The organism is Bacillus sp. FJAT-47783, from assembly GCF_022808615.1.
Classification (GTDB): domain Bacteria; phylum Bacillota; class Bacilli; order Bacillales; family Aeribacillaceae; genus Bacillus_BZ.
Window position 1 is genome coordinate 78419 of record NZ_JAKZKS010000012.1, and the last position, 16689, is coordinate 95107.

General features: G+C 37.5%; 15 protein-coding genes. 2 read left to right on the forward strand and 13 right to left on the reverse strand.

All coding sequences use genetic code 11. The annotated features are described in order from the left end of the window. Positions 1-46: 46 nt before the first annotated feature. The 3 genes from MLD65_RS10575 to yneA form a co-directional block, all read right to left on the reverse strand. The gene (locus MLD65_RS10575) at positions 47-277 is read right to left on the reverse strand and encodes a DUF896 domain-containing protein (RefSeq protein WP_243291835.1); all 231 of its coding nucleotides are present in this window, start codon (positions 275-277) and stop codon (positions 47-49) included. Between the two features lie 64 nt (positions 278-341). Continuing rightward, complete coding sequence (locus tag MLD65_RS10580) at positions 342-1007, reverse strand: YneB family resolvase-like protein (protein ID WP_243291836.1); 666 nt, start codon at positions 1005-1007, stop codon at positions 342-344. 24 nt (positions 1008-1031) lie between these two features. Continuing rightward, the gene (yneA, locus tag MLD65_RS10585) at positions 1032-1343 is read right to left on the reverse strand and encodes a cell division suppressor protein YneA (protein WP_243291837.1); all 312 of its coding nucleotides are present in this window, start codon (positions 1341-1343) and stop codon (positions 1032-1034) included. Positions 1344-1500: 157 nt separating this feature from the next. On the opposite strand from yneA, the gene lexA reads away from it, so the two are divergent. After that, on the forward strand, positions 1501-2124 hold the full coding sequence (gene lexA, locus MLD65_RS10590) for a transcriptional repressor LexA (RefSeq protein WP_243291838.1): 624 nt from the start codon (positions 1501-1503) through the stop codon (positions 2122-2124). 312 nt (positions 2125-2436) lie between these two features. On the opposite strand, the gene glnA is transcribed toward lexA, so the two are convergent. The 4 genes from glnA to hflX form a co-directional block, all read right to left on the reverse strand. Further along, a complete protein-coding gene (gene glnA / locus MLD65_RS10595) occupies positions 2437-3771 on the reverse strand; it encodes a type I glutamate--ammonia ligase (RefSeq protein ID WP_243291839.1) in 1335 nt (444 codons plus the stop codon). Between the two features lie 54 nt (positions 3772-3825). Continuing rightward, complete coding sequence (locus MLD65_RS10600) at positions 3826-4227, reverse strand: MerR family transcriptional regulator (protein ID WP_243291840.1); 402 nt, start codon at positions 4225-4227, stop codon at positions 3826-3828. Between the two features lie 217 nt (positions 4228-4444). Next, the gene (locus tag MLD65_RS10605) at positions 4445-5713 is read right to left on the reverse strand and encodes a methionine gamma-lyase family protein (protein WP_243291841.1); all 1269 of its coding nucleotides are present in this window, start codon (positions 5711-5713) and stop codon (positions 4445-4447) included. 14 nt (positions 5714-5727) lie between these two features. Further along, entirely contained in the window at positions 5728-6984 is a 1257-nt protein-coding gene (hflX, locus tag MLD65_RS10610) for a GTPase HflX (RefSeq protein WP_243291851.1), read from the reverse strand. Positions 6985-7180: 196 nt separating this feature from the next. On the opposite strand from hflX, the gene MLD65_RS10615 reads away from it, so the two are divergent. Beyond that, complete coding sequence (locus MLD65_RS10615; RefSeq protein WP_243291842.1) at positions 7181-7810, forward strand: trimeric intracellular cation channel family protein; 630 nt, start codon at positions 7181-7183, stop codon at positions 7808-7810. Between the two features lie 65 nt (positions 7811-7875). On the opposite strand, the gene spoVK is transcribed toward MLD65_RS10615, so the two are convergent. From spoVK to cotE, 6 genes are all read right to left on the reverse strand, one after another. Next, entirely contained in the window at positions 7876-8787 is a 912-nt protein-coding gene (gene spoVK / locus MLD65_RS10620; RefSeq protein WP_243291852.1) for a stage V sporulation protein K, read from the reverse strand. Between the two features lie 489 nt (positions 8788-9276). Further along, the gene (gene hfq, locus MLD65_RS10625; protein ID WP_243291853.1) at positions 9277-9501 is read right to left on the reverse strand and encodes an RNA chaperone Hfq; all 225 of its coding nucleotides are present in this window, start codon (positions 9499-9501) and stop codon (positions 9277-9279) included. Positions 9502-9532: 31 nt separating this feature from the next. Continuing rightward, complete coding sequence (gene miaA, locus MLD65_RS10630) at positions 9533-10486, reverse strand: tRNA (adenosine(37)-N6)-dimethylallyltransferase MiaA (protein ID WP_243291843.1); 954 nt, start codon at positions 10484-10486, stop codon at positions 9533-9535. Positions 10487-10820: 334 nt separating this feature from the next. Further along, on the reverse strand, positions 10821-12731 hold the full coding sequence (mutL, locus tag MLD65_RS10635; RefSeq protein WP_243291844.1) for a DNA mismatch repair endonuclease MutL: 1911 nt from the start codon (positions 12729-12731) through the stop codon (positions 10821-10823). Between the two features lie 2 nt (positions 12732-12733). Beyond that, a complete protein-coding gene (gene mutS / locus MLD65_RS10640) occupies positions 12734-15379 on the reverse strand; it encodes a DNA mismatch repair protein MutS (RefSeq protein WP_243291845.1) in 2646 nt (881 codons plus the stop codon). Positions 15380-15636: 257 nt separating this feature from the next. Continuing rightward, entirely contained in the window at positions 15637-16191 is a 555-nt protein-coding gene (gene cotE / locus MLD65_RS10645) for an outer spore coat protein CotE (protein WP_243291846.1), read from the reverse strand. Positions 16192-16689 lie beyond the last annotated feature (498 nt).

Consider the following 16689-nt stretch of genomic DNA (forward strand, 5'->3'; position numbering starts at 1 on the left):
ATCTCCAACACAAAAAGGAATACACGGATCATTGCTGTATTCCTTTTTAATGAAGTCGTTTATTTTTTATTTTTTTCAATTTTTCAGGTGTTACATCGTTTCCTTTTGGATCGAGAATCGTCACATTTTGTAATGTATTTTTAACAGAAGAACGAAAAGTTTGTAAATATTCTTTTCTTAATTGTTGTTGCTCTTCTTTTTCAGCATCTGTTAAACCAACTGATTTTGATTTCCTAGACAGTTCATTAATGCGGTCAATTTTCTCTTTTGGTAACATGCTTTAAACTCCTTATTTATTTCTATCGCGCTTTTATCGTACTAAATCGATTAACAACTCGCAACTATTTTGTATCAACTTCTTCATCTTGGAATTGCTCCATATATTCTTTAAAGCGTCGATGAACGGTTGCTTTTGATACATTATATCCAAAACCTCGTAATGTAGCAGCAATTTCAGCAAATGTTAATTGATTACTTCGTAGTCTTACAATTTCTTCAACTGGAACGTCAATTTTTTCTTTTCCTGAAGGGAAATGTTGATTTTTTAAATTTTTCGTTGGGTTATACCCTTTTTCTACCGCTCGTTTCATCCCACGCTTAATTTTCATATTATGGATTTTACGTTGGTACTCTTCGACAATACTGACAATTTCAAGCACCATGGAGTCAGCTTCTGATAACTCAAGTTCATTATTTTGACTTACAGTATAGATTTTAACCCCTTCTTTCAAAATACAATGAATGAGGGCAATTTTCGCGTTTCCCCTTCCAATTCTCGTTTCATCCTGAATCAGAACGGCATCCACTTTGGTGGTTTTAATTTCATCTAAAAGTTGAAAAACTCCTTCCCGATCTATTTTGTAACCACTTTCTCGTTCTTCTATCGTGCGAATCACTTCCATGTTTTTTTCTTTTGCTAATTTTAACAATTCCTCCTTTTGTCTTTTTAAAGACGATTCTTGTTCTTCTTTCGTTGTACTAACTCGACAATAAATGATCGCTTTCATCTGAATCTGCTACTCCTATTCTGATTATTCCTTTGCTAGTAAGTGTTCATTATATAACATTTTTTTCTCAACCGGAATGACTACGGTATCTCCGGGTTGAAGAACTAGATTCCTTAAGTCATTTTTCTCTTCGACCCATTTTACAAAATTTATTTTATCCATTTCTAATTTTTCTTCATAACGTTCGGCTATCGACCAAATGCTGTCCCCATGCTCAATCGTAACTTCGTGGTAGTTTGATAAATCTTCCTTCTCGCCAGTATAAATGAGTGCTAATACCACTAAACTCATAGCAACAAAAAAACTAATCATATAAGTAAAAGTCGTTTTCTCCATCACTTTTCCCCTCCTACAGAAACATTTGTTCGTGTTATTTGATTTTAGTATAATGCGAACAAATGTTTCTGTCAACACAGTTTTCGAACTTATGTTTGTATATGAAGGAAAATCATGCTATAATTTACATAAACGAAATGACCCGAGGTGCTTTAAAATGACAAAACTATCGAAAAGACAACAAGAAATCTTAAACTTTATTAAAGATGAGGTTCGAAAAAAGGGGTATCCACCATCTGTTAGAGAAATTGGTGAAGCTGTAGGGCTTGCTTCTAGTTCGACCGTGCATGGTCATTTAGCGAGATTGGAATCGAAAGGATTAATTAGAAGAGACCCTACGAAACCAAGAGCCATCGAAATTTTAGAAGAGGACATAACCGCACACATCCCGAAAAGCAATGTGATCAATGTACCCGTTATCGGTAAAGTTACAGCAGGACTTCCAATTACAGCTATTGAAAACATCGATGAATACTTCCCTTTGCCAGATCGTTTCGTTTCAAGTGATGACCAAGTCTTTATGCTAGAAATTATGGGAGATAGTATGATAGAGGCGGGGATTCTGGATGGCGACTATGTCATTGTTAGACAACAGCAAACAGCGAATAACGGAGATATCGTAGTGGCGATGACAGAAGAGGAAGAAGCTACCGTGAAACGATTCTTTAAGGAAAAAGACTTTATTCGTCTTCAACCAGAAAACTCATCTATGGCACCTATTATTTTAAATAACGTCTCTATTTTAGGGAAAGTCATCGGAGTTTATCGGACGATTCATTAAAATGGACTGCCTAAAAAACTATATTAGGATAAAGTGCGCCAAAAATAAGACTAAAAGAATGCTGTAAAATCAACATTCTTTTGGTTTACTTTTTTACATTTCGGGGCGTACATACTTTTTTTCGGACAGCTCCTTTTTCGATTGTTTGAGAAAGCTTAATTTCCATATAATATTAAAGCGAAATGAACGGAGTTGTTCATATCCAAATTCCAGCACCTGCCCCATCGTGTCAAATGATCTAGAGGTCATCCAATAAAGCTAAGAATCTAAAAAACCCCCTTTCCTTAATAAGTGGAAAGGCGGTTTTTTAGATTAATATTGCGTAATATATTGCTCGCGCTCCCATGGATGCACTTGCGTACGGAACATATCCCATTCAATTTCTTTCGCTTCAACGAAGTGTTCGAATAAGTGTTCTCCTAATGCGTTGATGATCACTTCGTCTTTCTTTAAGTGATTTAATGCTTCATTAAGTGTTGCAGGTAAGTCAACGATTCCGTTTTCTAGGCGCTCTTCTTTGCTCATGACGTAAATATTACGATCTACTGGCTTTGGAGGAGTTAATTTGTTTTTAATTCCGTCAAGACCTGCAGCAAGCAACACTGCCATTGCTAAGTACGGATTTGCTGCTGGGTCAACGCTACGAACTTCGACACGTGTACTCATGCCTCGAGAAGCCGGGATACGAATTAATGGACTTCTGTTTTGTCCAGACCATGCCACATAACAAGGAGCTTCATAGCCAGGTACTAATCGCTTATACGAGTTAACTGTAGGATTCGTAACCGCTGTAAAGCTTGCTGCGTGTTTGACAGTACCCGCGATAAATTGTCTTGCTGTTTCAGATAATTGCATTTCGCTATTTGGATCAAAGAATGCATTTTCACCGTTACGGAATAAAGATAAGTTACAGTGCATTCCCGAACCGTTTACTCCAAATAGCGGTTTTGGCATAAATGTAGCATGTAAACCATGCTTACGAGCAATTGTTTTAACAACGAGCTTAAATGTTTGGATGTCGTCACATGCACGTATTGCGTCAGCATATTTAAAATCAATTTCGTGCTGGCCTGGAGCGACTTCATGGTGAGAAGCTTCGATTTCAAAACCCATTTCCTCAAGCTCTAATACGATATCGCGACGACAGTTTTCCCCTAAGTCTGTTGGCGCAAGGTCAAAGTATCCTCCGTTATCGTTTAACTCAAGTGTAGGCTCGCCTTTTTCATCAAGCTTGAAAAGGAAAAATTCTGGCTCAGCTCCTAAGTTAAAGTTTGTGAATCCTAACTCTTCCATTTCTTTTAACACACGCTTTAAGTTGTTACGCGGATCTCCTTCAAACGGTGTTCCGTCCGGATTGTAAATATCACAAATGAAGCGAGCAACTTTACCTTTTTCTGCAGTCCAAGGGAAAATTACGAATGTATCTAAGTCTGGATATAAATACATGTCAGACTCTTCAATTCGAACGAACCCTTCAATAGAAGAACCGTCGAACATCATTTTATTATCAAGTGCCTTCTCTAATTGCGACACTGGAATTTCAACATTTTTAATGGTTCCTAAAATGTCTGTAAATTGTAAACGAATGAATTTTACATTTTCTTCTTGAACTAAGCGAACGATGTCTTCCCGAGTATACTTTGCCATTTTGAAAAACTCCTCCCAATTTTTAAATATATTTTAAATTTATTTACACATAAATTAATGAAAAAACCTTGACATATCACCTTGTCGTAATGTTGCACGTTGGAAACGGCCAGCTTGTAATAATTCTTCTTTTAATAGTTTGCGTAATTCTGCATCCGATAAGTCAGATTTCCCAACCTTTTCAACATGTTCAACAGGCTCCTTTTTTTGCTCATTTTTAGCAGCAAAAAGTTGTTTTACTCCAGCCATGTTGACACCTTTTTCAATTAATGACTTAATTTCAAGCAATTTATCAACATCATTGAACGAAAACAAACGTCTATTCCCTTCCGTTCTAGCGGGAGAAACGAGGCCATGCTCTTCATAATAACGAATTTGCCTTGCGGATAATTCCGTTAACTGCATCACAATTCCGATTGGAAATAGCGGCATTGAGCGTCGAATTTGATCATTCACTGTTTCTTCCCTCCTCAATCTCTTAACTTAATCTTATTATATGCAATGTTAAATATTCTGTCAATCTTATGTTAGGAAATATGACATAAAAATATAAAAAAGCGCTCAATGCCTTTTTTGGATGAAGCTTATTCGACCTCGAGGGGATCGGTGGCTTTCGTTAGACAAATTTTATACTTTCTATTCCATAAAAAAGAAAGAGGGGACTCCCTCCTTCTTAAAACGATAAAATGTTTTTATCGATTAATGAATCAATTGCATGGCATATAGCGATTTTTACATGTTCATACGTTAATCCACCTTGAACATATGCGACATATGGCGGTCGAATCGGGCCGTCTGCTGTAAGCTCAATGCTTGCTCCTTGAACGAACGTACCAGCTGCCATGATGACATCATCTTCATATCCTGGCATATAACTTGGGTATGGTGTAACATGTGAGTTAACTGGTGAAGCAAATTGGATCGCTTGACAGAACGCAATCATCATTTCAGCGCTTTCAAATTGAACGGATTGAATTAAATCGGTACGTGTAGATGTCCAATGAGGGTCTGTTTTTAGACCTAGCTCCTCTAACATCGCAGACGTAAATACCGCACCTTTTAGCGCTTGCCCTACAACATGAGGGCTTAAGAAAAATCCGTGGTACATTTCTTGAAGGCTGTATAAAGATGCTCCTGCTTCACTTCCAATACCTGGAGAAGTCATCCGGTAAGAGCACGCTTCGATTAATGGCTGTTTACCGACTAAATATCCTCCAGTTTTCACAAGTCCGCCACCAGGGTTTTTTATTAATGAACCGGCCATTATGTCCGCGCCGACATGACAAGGCTCCATCTCCTCTACAAATTCGCCGTAGCAATTATCAACAAAAACGATGATATCCTGCCTTATCGATTTAATAAATTCAATCATTTCTTGAATTTGCAGAACTGTAAAAGACGGTCTTGTCGCATACCCTTTGGAACGTTGAATCCCGATCATTTTCGTTTTTTCAGAAATAGCTTTTTTCACCGATTCATAGTCTATCGCGCCGTCTTCTGTTAAATGAACGGTTTGATAGTCAATGCCAAACTCTTTTAAAGAACCAACACCATTTCCTCTAATCCCGACAATTTCTTCGAGCGTGTCATACGGTTTACCAGTTATATAAATTAACTCATCACCAGGGCGTAATACCCCAAATAATGCAATTGATATGGCATGTGTTCCTGAAATGATTTGTGGTCTAACGAGTGCTGCTTCTCCACCAAACACATCCGCATAAATTCTTTCTAATGTATCTCTTCCAATGTCATCATACCCATATCCTGTTGATGGAATAAAGTGACTATCGCTCACTTTATTTGCTTGAAAGCTTTTCAACACTCGAAACTGATTCGATTCCATCCTCTTGTCAATTTGTTGATGGATCGGTTGAATTTTTTCTTCTACGTTTTTTGCTATGCTTGATAATTTTTGTCCGTGACGTAAGTTTTGATACATCTTGCTGTCCCTTTCTATATGTTAAATTTTTTTACAATAGATTGAAGTGGGTGATCGATTGAAATGAGTCCCTTCATCCGATAGTGATTGGACTCTTCTTCATACATTAGTTCATGTACAATCGAGTCTTTTTTTAATTGAACGATCCATTTTCCTTCTGTTACCGGAACCGTAACTGAATAAGGGATCATCTCTTTTTCTAATTGCTGTTGAATTTCCACTTTTAGACGGGCGAGATCCTTTTCATTAAATGCACTAACTTGAATACATTCCCCTTGTGATGTTGGGACAAAATCAGCTAATTGCTGATCCTTTTTATTATATACGGTTACTATAGGAACGTCGTTTACTTCAAGGTCTTCTAAAAGCTGATAAACGGTATTTTCATGTGATTCATAGTCCGGATTTGAACTGTCCACGACGTGTAAGATAAGATCTGCTTCTTTCACTTCTTCCAATGTCGATCGAAATGCAGCAACAAGTGTTGTCGGAAGATCTTGTATAAAGCCAACGGTATCCGTTATGAGCACTTCTAACCCAGACGGAATACTCATTTTCCTTGTTAACGGGTCTAACGTAGCGAATAATAAATTTTCTTCAAATGTTTCTGCATTCGTTAACCGATTAAACAGCGTTGATTTCCCAGCATTTGTATAGCCCACTAACGAAAGTTGCAAAATTTGATTTCTTTTCCTTCTTTTTCGATAACGCTCACGGTGTGAAACGATCGTCGAAAGTTGCTTTTTAATATCGTAAATACGATTATGAATGTGACGTCTATCTGTTTCTAATTGCGTTTCCCCAGGTCCTCTTGTCCCAATTCCCCCACCTTGTCTAGAAAGGTTTATTCCTTGTCCAGCTAATCTTGGTAATAAATATTCAAGTTGAGCAAGCTCAACTTGAAGCTTTCCTTCTCGTGAGCGAGCACGTTTTGCGAAAATATCTAAGATGAGCTGTGTCCGGTCAATGACTTTTACTTCTAAAAGCCTTACTAAATTTCTTAATTGGCTCGGCGTTAATTCATCATTAAAAATAATTGTTTTAGCGTCTATTTCTTCAACTAATGCTCTTAATTCTTCCGTTTTGCCTTTTCCTATATATGTAGATGATTCTTTCTTATCACGTTTTTGGGTTAGCGTTGCAATGACCTCACCACCAGCTGTCTTTGTAAGCGACTTTAATTCATCCATCGAGTAATGAAATCGGTCATCATCTATAAATGGAAGTTGGCATCCTACTAGGATGACATGTTCCATCTCTGTTTTGTTCATATCAGTCAAATTCATCCATCCTTCATCCTTCAAATCGTGAAACACATTAATCATAACAAATATCAATCTTTTCATCTAGCGCTCAAATCGCATCTAATTCCAAAGAAAAATAGAAACGAAAACCGGTTACAAATCGATAAAATGATGGTAAAATCATTAAGGCTAAAATAGTATCAAATTAAAAGGGGACTAACGAATGACATGGGAAGTTTTTAACATCATTGGAACGATCGCCTTCGCTATTAGTGGTGCTATTATTGCGATGGAAGAAGAATATGATATTTTCGGCGTTTACATTTTAGGTACTGTAACGGCTTTTGGCGGAGGAGCCATTCGTAACTTATTAATCGGGGTTCCTGTTTCAGCTTTTTGGGAACAAGGAATGCTTTTCCATATAGCATTAGCCTCAATGACAATTGTCTTTTTGTTTCCGAATCACTCCTTAAGGCATTGGCGTATATGGGGGAATTTCACAGATGCGATCGGTTTATCAGCATTTGCGATACAAGGAGCGCTCTATGCTGTTGAAATGAACCATCCAATTAGCGCAGCCATTGTTGCCGCGGTTTTAACCGGAACAGGCGGTGGAATTGTTCGTGACTTATTAGCACAACGGAAGCCGCTCGTTTTACGCGAAGAAATTTATGCTGTTTGGGCCGTTCTTGCTGGTCTTGCAATCGGTTTTAAAATCGCCCATACACCCCATGAATTATATGCTCTATTTGCGATCATCGTCATCTTACGCATATTAAGCTATACATTTAATTGGAAGCTTCCGAATCGAACTGTTCATTCAAACGAAACAACGAAGCAAATGAAAGGATAGATTTGCTAAAATAAAAGCTAATCTATCCTTTCATTATGAACTAGCGATTGAGCAAACGTGACAGGTTAAAACGTTAAATCTTCACTTTTAATCGTCACTAAGTCTTCTTTCGTATATTGATCATTTAGTAATAAACGCATCGCCTGTGCACGGATCGATTTTTCAATAATATTCCGCACAAACCTTCCATTTGAAAACTTTGCGGGGGGCGTTTCTTGTTTTATTTTCATCAATTGATCTTGTAATTTCCGCTTCGCATCACAATGAAACTGATATTCTTTTTCATTTACCATTAACGATGCAATTTCCATCAGTTCTGCTACGGAATAATCAGGAAATTCCATCACAATGGGAAATCGTGACTTAAGACCAGGGTTTAACGAAAGGAATTGTTCCATTTCCCTCGGATATCCTGCAAGAATCAAAACAAATTCATGTTGTTTATCCTCCATATGCTTAACAAGTGTATCGATCGCTTCTTTTCCAAAATCTTTTTCTCCACCTCTCGCTAATGAGTACGCCTCATCAATGAATAAAATACCTCCTAATGCTTTTTTAATTAAATCCCTCGTTTTTTGCGCTGTATGCCCAATATATTCTCCAACTAAGTCTGCACGTTCTGCTTCAATTAAATGTCCTTTTGTTAATACATTCATTTGAAAAAAAAGCTTTCCAATTAACCGAGCGATTGTCGTTTTTCCAGTGCCCGGATTTCCTTTAAACATCATATGAAGTGCTTGTTTCCCAGCTTTCAATCCCTTTTCTTCACGTTTTTTATTCACATAAATCCATGCGTAAATTTCTTTAATCATTTTTTTCATTTCTTCCATACCAACTAGAGAGCTCATTTCCTTTTCAATTTGAATTAATATATCGTGCTTAACCTTCGTTTTCGGTATGGTGATTTCATATGTTGCAGGCTGTTCTGTTTTCGGAGTAGATTTCACATGGCTTTGATTATTCAATACAATATTCATTTGTCCATTATTTTTAAAAGTCACTGCTTGATCCACCGAGCTCACCTCACCTTCTCATTCGACATTGTATATCCCACTCTTAACGGACAGTATGACCCCCACCTCAAGATACTGTCGTAAAGCAAAGAAGGTAGGTGGGGGACAACTGCCTGTAAAGGTCCGATTGGTTCAACTAACATTCAGTGGGGGATGAAAAAACCCCCACTGAATGTTAGTTGAACTTTATCATTGGCAGACAATGTCTTGGTGGTCTCTGTAGCAATCAAAAGGAAAATGTTGAATATTGCGCTTTCCCAAGAAATATTCATTATTGATATTTATGCACGTTCAAGCTGAGGACAAACCTTCTTTTTTTAACAGGACTTTTTTAAAAACGATGTTAACACAGAAAAAAATGTTAAAGGAATCTATATATCAACTATGATGTTTTTTAAAAAAGCTCAAATATAAAAAGCTGAAAGCACGTTGTCTTTCAGCTTTATTTTCATATTATTCAAATTCGATTTGAATATTCTTTTGTGGAGCAAATGTTGAGATCGCATGTTTGTAAATTAACTGCTGTTTCCCTTCTGTTTCGAGCATAACCGTGAAATTATCGAATGCTTTTACTTGACCTCGGAGTTGGAATCCATTTAGTAAAAATACAGTCACAAATGTACCATCTTTTCGTAATTGGTTTAAAAACTGATCTTGGATATTAATTGGTTGTTTCATCATTTCGTCCTCCTCTATTCTCTATATGTATTTAATTCTCTTTAACGTAAAACTTTCCTGCTACATATTGAAAAATTTCATTCAACTTCTCATCAAGCGTTATCGGGGGAGTCATATCAAACCACTTCACATCCATTTTGTTACGAAACCATGTTAATTGACGTTTCGCATAGCGACGTGAATTTTGTTTTAATGCTTCAATCGCTTCATCAAGTGTTTGATTCCCATTGAAATAATCATACAATTCTTTGTATCCGATAGCTTGTATCGACTGGCAATCGCGAAGTCCTTGATCATATAAGCATTTTACTTCTTCTACAAGTCCTTCTTCAACCATGAGATCGACTCGTTCATTGATTCGTTTATATAATATGGAGCGATCCATCGTTAACCCAATTAACGCAACATTGTAGATTGGATCATGTTGATTCGTTTCCTCAATTTCACTCATTTTCTTCCCTGTATCATAATATATTTCTAATGCCCGAATGACTCGGCGAACGTTGTTTGGGTGGATTTTTTGAGCAGAAACGGGATCAACTTTTTTTAATTGTTCATATAGCGAAAGTCTTCCAACCGACTCTACTTTCTTTTCTAACTCTATTCGAAGCGCTTCATTTGTATTGGATTCCGTAAATTTGTAGTCGTAGATGACGGATTGGATGTAAAGACCCGTACCACCAACAATCATCGGCACTTTACCACGGTTTGAAATCTCAGTAATAAGAGGACGAACCAACGCTTGAAATTGTGCAACCGAAAAGGATTCGGTCGGTTCTTTAATATCAATTAAATGGTGGGGAATTCCTTCCATTTCATCACGCTTAATTTTAGCTGTTCCAATATCCATTCCTTTATAAATTTGCATGGAATCGCCACTAATGATTTCGCCATTTATCTTTTTTGCCAGCTCAATACTTAACTTTGTTTTTCCAACTGCTGTTGGACCAATCATTACGATGACGTTTTCCTTTTCATTTACCATGAAACCACTCTTTCGATTTACAAAAATGTACGTATTCATCCTATCATGTTTAACAGGAAAACACCAATACATTATCCCCTATTTCCGATTTTTCATACGCTTTTTACAAGAAAAGCATTCTATTTATAACAAAACAGAAGCGGCGACTTGAACATGACAAAATAGTGTCTCCGCAAGTTTGGTTCATTTTCGCGCAAGTCTTGAAAATTGGCCGCAAATCTATGAAAAAATCCCGCAAGTTTTGAAAATAATCAGTAAGCCTACGAAAAACGTGCAACCCACATAATAAAAATCCTGACAAAACCAATAGTAATTGGCTTTGTCAGGATTTTACCTACATGACGCGTTTGAACATTTTCTCCATTTCATATGTTGAATAGTGTATGATAATTGGCCGGCCGTGTGGGCATGTAAACGGATCACTTGAATGCCGTAAAGACTCAAGTAAAGCAAATATTTCATCATGACGCAAATGATGATTCGCTTTTATCGAGCCTTTACAACTCATCATAATCGCCGCTTCTTCTCGAAGTTTTTTTATGCTTACTCTTTTATCATCTAGCACTTGTTGAATGATTTCTTCAATTACTTCTTGCTCTTTTCCTTTTGGAAACCAAGTTGGATGACTCCGAACGATGTAACTATTACGACCAAATTCTTCTAGGAAGACACCGACCTTTTTAAGTTCCTCTAAATGCGCATCAATAATTAACGCTTCATCCGTGGAATAGGTGAAGGTCATTGGAACTAATAGTTCTTGCACCTCATCAGCTACTTCTCCTACCTTTTCACGGTAATATTCATATTTAATTCGTTCCTGTGCGGCGTGTTGATCAATAATGTAAAGCCCCTTTTCATTTTGAGCTAAAATATACGTACCGTGCATTTGCCCAATCGGGTACATTGTTGGTACCCGACTTTCTTTCTCTTCTTTTTCCGGCGGTGAATCCTCTTTTGCATAAACCATTTCGCTTTCTGTAGCTGATTCAATGAAGGAATCGTCTTTGACCTCTTCTTCTTCCAATTGTTCGTAAATAACCGAAGAAGCTATCCCTTCTCTTTCTCCACCTTGTCTTAACTCTTGTTTTTCGTATGGGGGCTTTTCCTCTTTCGGTTCTATATATGATTTCTTTTCGATCTTTAGTTCTTGGGCAGGAAATACTTTTTGTTCCTTCATCACATCGTGGTGAAATTCAAGCTTTTGCTGTTCACTTTCTTCTTTTTTCTTCGGGCTCGCTACTTTCACTTCTGGAATTAATTGTTTTTCTATAAATACGTTTTTAACTCCATTTGATAATAGTTCATATAATTCCGCTTCTTTACTTATCCGGACTTCTAGTTTGGATGGATGAACATTCACATCAACTAAAATTGGATCCATCGTAATTTGTAGAAGCGCAATTGGATACCTGCCAATCGGCAGGAGTGTGTGATAGCCGTCCAACAAAGCTTTAACAAGCGGAAAGTTTTTCACATATCGACCGTTCAAAATGGTTGAAATATAGTTTCGTGATGCTCTTGTCACTTCCGGATACGAAATAAATCCTTTCACTTCAAAATCAAGGGAACTCAAATGAAGCGGCACCATCTTTTTTGCCACCGCCATCCCATAAATCGCTGCTATAACATGGCGAACATCTCCTTGACCGTTCGTATATAGAAGTCGTTTTCCGTTATGACTTAATTTCATTGAGATGTCTGGATGAGCAAGGGCTAAACGATTTACGACATCCGAAATGTTACCGAGTTCGGTATGGACGGTTTTCATATATTTTAATCGTGCTGGTGTATTGAAAAATAAATGGGTGACCGTAATATCTGTTCCTTTCCGGCTAGCAAACGGCTCTTCTGTTTCGACGATTCCACCATTTAATACAAGCCTTGTTCCAGGTCCATCACCCGTACTCGTTTTCATTTCAAGATGTGAAACAGAAGCGATACTAGGCAACGCTTCGCCTCTAAACCCTAGTGTTCGTATCCGAAAAAGATCATTTTCATCTTTTATTTTGCTCGTCGCATGTCGATGGAAAGCATTTAAACAATCATCCCGTTCAATTCCGTCCCCGTTATCGATAATTCGAATTTTGCTTAACCCTGCCTCTTCTACTTCGATTTCGATAACGGTCGCGTTTGCGTCTATCGCATTTTCTACTAACTCTTTTACAACAGATGCGGGGCGCTCCACCACTTCCCCTGCTGCAATTTTATTCGAAAGCTGATCATCTAAACGGATGATCTTCCCCATAATTACACCTCTTTTTTAAGCTTCTTTTGAATTTTGTACAATTCATTCATTGCGTCAAGTGGTGTCATATCAAGTAAATCAAGTTTTCCGATTTGTTCAATGACTTCCTTTTCTCGTGTTCCTAGCATACGATCTTTTCCTTTTTTCACCGTTTTCGGCTCTTCAAAAAACGATAGCTGCGCCTCTTTCTCTATTTTTACTTGATCGTTTGCGGTTTGCTCTTCTTTTATCAAAAACGTTTGCTTTTCCTTTTCATGCTGCTCTTTCACGAGTGAATGGCTTCCTTCTTCAAATTGTTGTAATAAATGTTTGGCCCGTTCAATAACTTTATGCGGAAGCTGTGCGAGCTGCGCAACATGGATCCCGTAACTTTTATCCGCTGCACCTTCTTTTACTTTATGAAGAAATACAACTTTTCCATTTTCCTCGACCGCGCTAACGTGAACATTTTGTAAATGACGAAGTTCTTTTTCAAGTATCGTTAATTCATGATAGTGAGTGGAAAATAACGTTTTCGCCCCGATGTAGTCATGAATGTATTCAATCATCGCTTGGGCAAGTGCCATCCCATCATATGTGGATGTTCCTCTACCAATTTCATCAAATAATATTAGGCTTTTCGATGTCGCATTATCGATGGCATTTTTCGCTTCCAACATTTCCACCATAAATGTACTTTGACCAGAGACTAAATCGTCCGCTGCCCCAATTCGTGTAAAAATTTGATCGAAAATAGGTAGTACCGCTTCCTTTGCCGGAACAAAGCATCCAATTTGTGCTAAAATGGCGGTTAACGCGATTTGTCTCATATACGTACTTTTCCCAGACATATTTGGACCTGTAATTAACAATAAATTTCGTTCTTCCTTCATGTAACAATCATTCGGGACGTATTCTTGTGATTCCATTACTTTTTCGACTACTGGATGACGCCCGTCTTGGATAAACAATTCGTTTTCTGAAAAGATGGGCTTCGTATAATGCCTCTCCTCACTGATTACAGCAAAGCATTGCAATACATCCAATTCACTTATTTTTTTCGCTAACAATTGCAAGCTTTGAATGTAGTGTTTCACTTGTTCACGAATTTGGACAAAGAGTTCGTATTCGAGCTCCACACTTTTTTCTTCCGCTTCTAATATAAGCGCTTCTTTTTCTTTTAATTCAGGTGTAACGTATCGTTCGGCATTGGCAAGTGTTTGCTTTCGCTCATAACGCCCCTCTGGTAAGAGATGTAAATTCGCTTTCGTTACTTCTATATAATAACCGAACACTTTGTTAAAGCCGACCTTTAATGATTTAATTCCTGTCTCCAATCGTTCCTGTTGTTCTAATTCTGCAATCCAACGTTTTCCGTTTTGACTCGCATCACGGTATTGATCAAGCTTCTCATTATACCCGTCTCGAATAATGTTTCCTTCTTTAACTGAAAGCGGTGGATGTTCCAAGAGCGCTTCTTCTAATAAATTGGACAAATCCGCGCACGTATCCATTTCTTCTCCAATCTGCTTCGAATAGTCATTATCAAAAGATGAAATAATCCGGATCATTTCGGGTACTTTTTGTAATGATTTTTTCAATTGAATTAAATCACGAGCATTTGCACTTCCGAAAGCAACTCGTCCGGCTAAGCGTTCTAAATCGTAAACTTCTTTTAATAGCTCACGTAATTCTTCGCGTTCGAAATAATAGGTGATGAATGTTTCTACCATTTGTTGACGTCGTTCAATTTCGTCTTTATCCAATAATGGGTGATCGATCCATTTCTTTAGCAATCGCCCCCCCATGGCCGTTTTCGTTTCATCTAATAACCATAATAGGGAACCTTTTTTCCCTTTTGTTCGAATCGTTTCGGTTATTTCAAGATTACGCTTTGAATACAAATCCATTTTCAAGAAGTTATGAAGTTGGTAATACTCAACCTTTTGCAAATGATCTAAACGCTGTTTTTGCGTCCGATGTAAATAAGCATAAAGCTTTACAAATGCTTCTTTTAAACGCTCATCATGAAGGTGAGAAATAAGCTGATTAAAAGGTTTTATTTTCTCCTGGTTTGTTTCAGTTGAAAACGTAACGAGACAACGTTCGACTATTTTCTTTTTAAACGATTCTGGAAAATCGTTATTAACGACAACTTCGCGAACTTGATGGGAATATAATTCGGTAACGACTTCTTCAATATTTCGCAATAATGTAACCTTGGATTCACCTGTCGTTAAATCTGTAAAGGCCAAGCCAATGGCTGCTTCAAAAACTTCAATCGCTGCAATAAAGTTGTTTTCTTTCTCGTCAATCCCCTTCCCGTTCATGACTGTACCTGGCGTAATAAGCCTGACAACTTCCCTTTTGACAACCCCTTTTGCTTGTTTCGGATCTTCGGTTTGTTCACAAATCGCCACTTTGTATCCTTTTTCAATTAATTGCTCAATATAACTAGCAGCAGAATGATACGGAACACCACACATCGGTATCCGTTCTTTTCCGCCCCCGTCTCGACTTGTTAACGTTATTTCTAATTCTTGAGATGCCTTTAGCGCATCATCAAAAAACATTTCGTAAAAATCTCCTAAACGAAAAAATAAAAAGGCATCCTGATAGTCTGCCTTGATGTTCAAATATTGTTGTATCATCGGCGTATATGTTGCCATATAAATCCCCCAACTTTATCAATCTAAGTTCATCTCTACTGAAAACAAACTATATTATAACATAAAGTGAAACTTCAATCAGTGAGGTTTTTTCATCTCCCACTAATTGTTCGTTGCCCTACCTACCTTTTTTATATTTCAACAAATCCTTGAGAGGGTCTTCCGCCCATTAAGAGTGAGATAACGGTTAAAATGCAGGAGGAAGACATATATGTAAGAAAAAGAAAAAACTAGGAAGATTAACTTCCTAGCATTTTTTACTCTTCCGGTTCATCCAAAATCATTTCTGGATCTAAATCTTCAATCTCTTCTTCTAATTCTTCTTCCCAATCGTCCCAGTCGTCATCTTCTGTTGATAAGCCTTCAGGATTCACCGACACCGCTACTTTTGTTTCACCAATAACCTCTGCTAAAAATTCACGTTCTACTTGAACGACAATATTTTCACCACTTGGCGAAATGGTCACTTCTAAACAATTTGGCTGTTGTAATACACGGGCAACAACTTCATGATCATCATCTAAATAGTTGTCATCTTTATATCTTAATTTTAAGATATCGTTGTACTTAGCGGTTTCTGTTACGACTTCTGTTTTTGTATTGTCATTAAAGGAATACCACACGTTAATATCGTAGCTTCCAGCGATTTCAACCGCTTTTCCTTTTTTGCGCGCATCATATTTATGGTTAATAATCCATCCACCTAAGATGCTTGCCGGTTTTCTTCCAGGTGAAACCGTATGTGTCGATTGCGTAAATTTTCTCCCTTTGGCGATAACGGCTTTTGTAATAATTTCTCTGAATTCAGACATAGTAAGCATTCCCTCCTCAAAACAATCTTCAGTTTATGAATTTTGTATGTGTGTCACTCACGAATCGGTTGCCATGATGAATAAACTCATAAGTCCTTCTAGTTCATTCTATGCGGACTTTTTTAAATATGTACTAAAAATGATAAATTACATGATTTATTGAAGATTGGAGTTATTGTTATATTTATATGCGGTGAGCATTCATGTGTTTCCATTATCAGTGGGAACTTATACTCGTTAAATCCTAACAAAAGCGCAGGGCGGCTTGATCAGTAGCCTCAGACAAAATGTTCTTTCGACGAAAAGGCGGTTTTTGCTGGACAGCGAAGACTCCATTCATCCGAGAAAACTTTATCTAAATAATATAAATTTTGGTGTATATAGAGTAGGGTAACCTCTTTCAAGGCTACCCCCTCATCAAACCGTACGTGCCCTATTAAGGCATACGGCTTACCAACGTGTTCCTTATCATCATCAGTAGGTTGCTAATCGTTGGGC

Coding starts and splice junctions, on each gene's coding strand:
- MLD65_RS10575 (WP_243291835.1), bottom strand. CDS start 277: ATGTTACCAAAAGAGAAAATTGACCGCATTAATGAACTGTCTAGGAAA.
- MLD65_RS10580 (WP_243291836.1), bottom strand. CDS start 1,007: ATGAAAGCGATCATTTATTGTCGAGTTAGTACAACGAAAGAAGAACAA.
- yneA (WP_243291837.1), bottom strand. CDS start 1,343: ATGGAGAAAACGACTTTTACTTATATGATTAGTTTTTTTGTTGCTATG.
- lexA (WP_243291838.1), top strand. CDS start 1,501: ATGACAAAACTATCGAAAAGACAACAAGAAATCTTAAACTTTATTAAA.
- glnA (WP_243291839.1), bottom strand. CDS start 3,771: ATGGCAAAGTATACTCGGGAAGACATCGTTCGCTTAGTTCAAGAAGAA.
- MLD65_RS10605 (WP_243291841.1), bottom strand. CDS start 5,713: ATGTATCAAAACTTACGTCACGGACAAAAATTATCAAGCATAGCAAAA.
- hflX (WP_243291851.1), bottom strand. CDS start 6,984: ATGAACAAAACAGAGATGGAACATGTCATCCTAGTAGGATGCCAACTT.
- MLD65_RS10615 (WP_243291842.1), top strand. CDS start 7,181: ATGACATGGGAAGTTTTTAACATCATTGGAACGATCGCCTTCGCTATT.
- spoVK (WP_243291852.1), bottom strand. CDS start 8,787: ATGAATATTGTATTGAATAATCAAAGCCATGTGAAATCTACTCCGAAA.
- hfq (WP_243291853.1), bottom strand. CDS start 9,501: ATGAAACAACCAATTAATATCCAAGATCAGTTTTTAAACCAATTACGA.
- miaA (WP_243291843.1), bottom strand. CDS start 10,486: ATGGTAAATGAAAAGGAAAACGTCATCGTAATGATTGGTCCAACAGCA.
- mutL (WP_243291844.1), bottom strand. CDS start 12,731: ATGGGGAAGATCATCCGTTTAGATGATCAGCTTTCGAATAAAATTGCA.
- mutS (WP_243291845.1), bottom strand. CDS start 15,379: ATGGCAACATATACGCCGATGATACAACAATATTTGAACATCAAGGCA.
- cotE (WP_243291846.1), bottom strand. CDS start 16,191: ATGTCTGAATTCAGAGAAATTATTACAAAAGCCGTTATCGCCAAAGGG.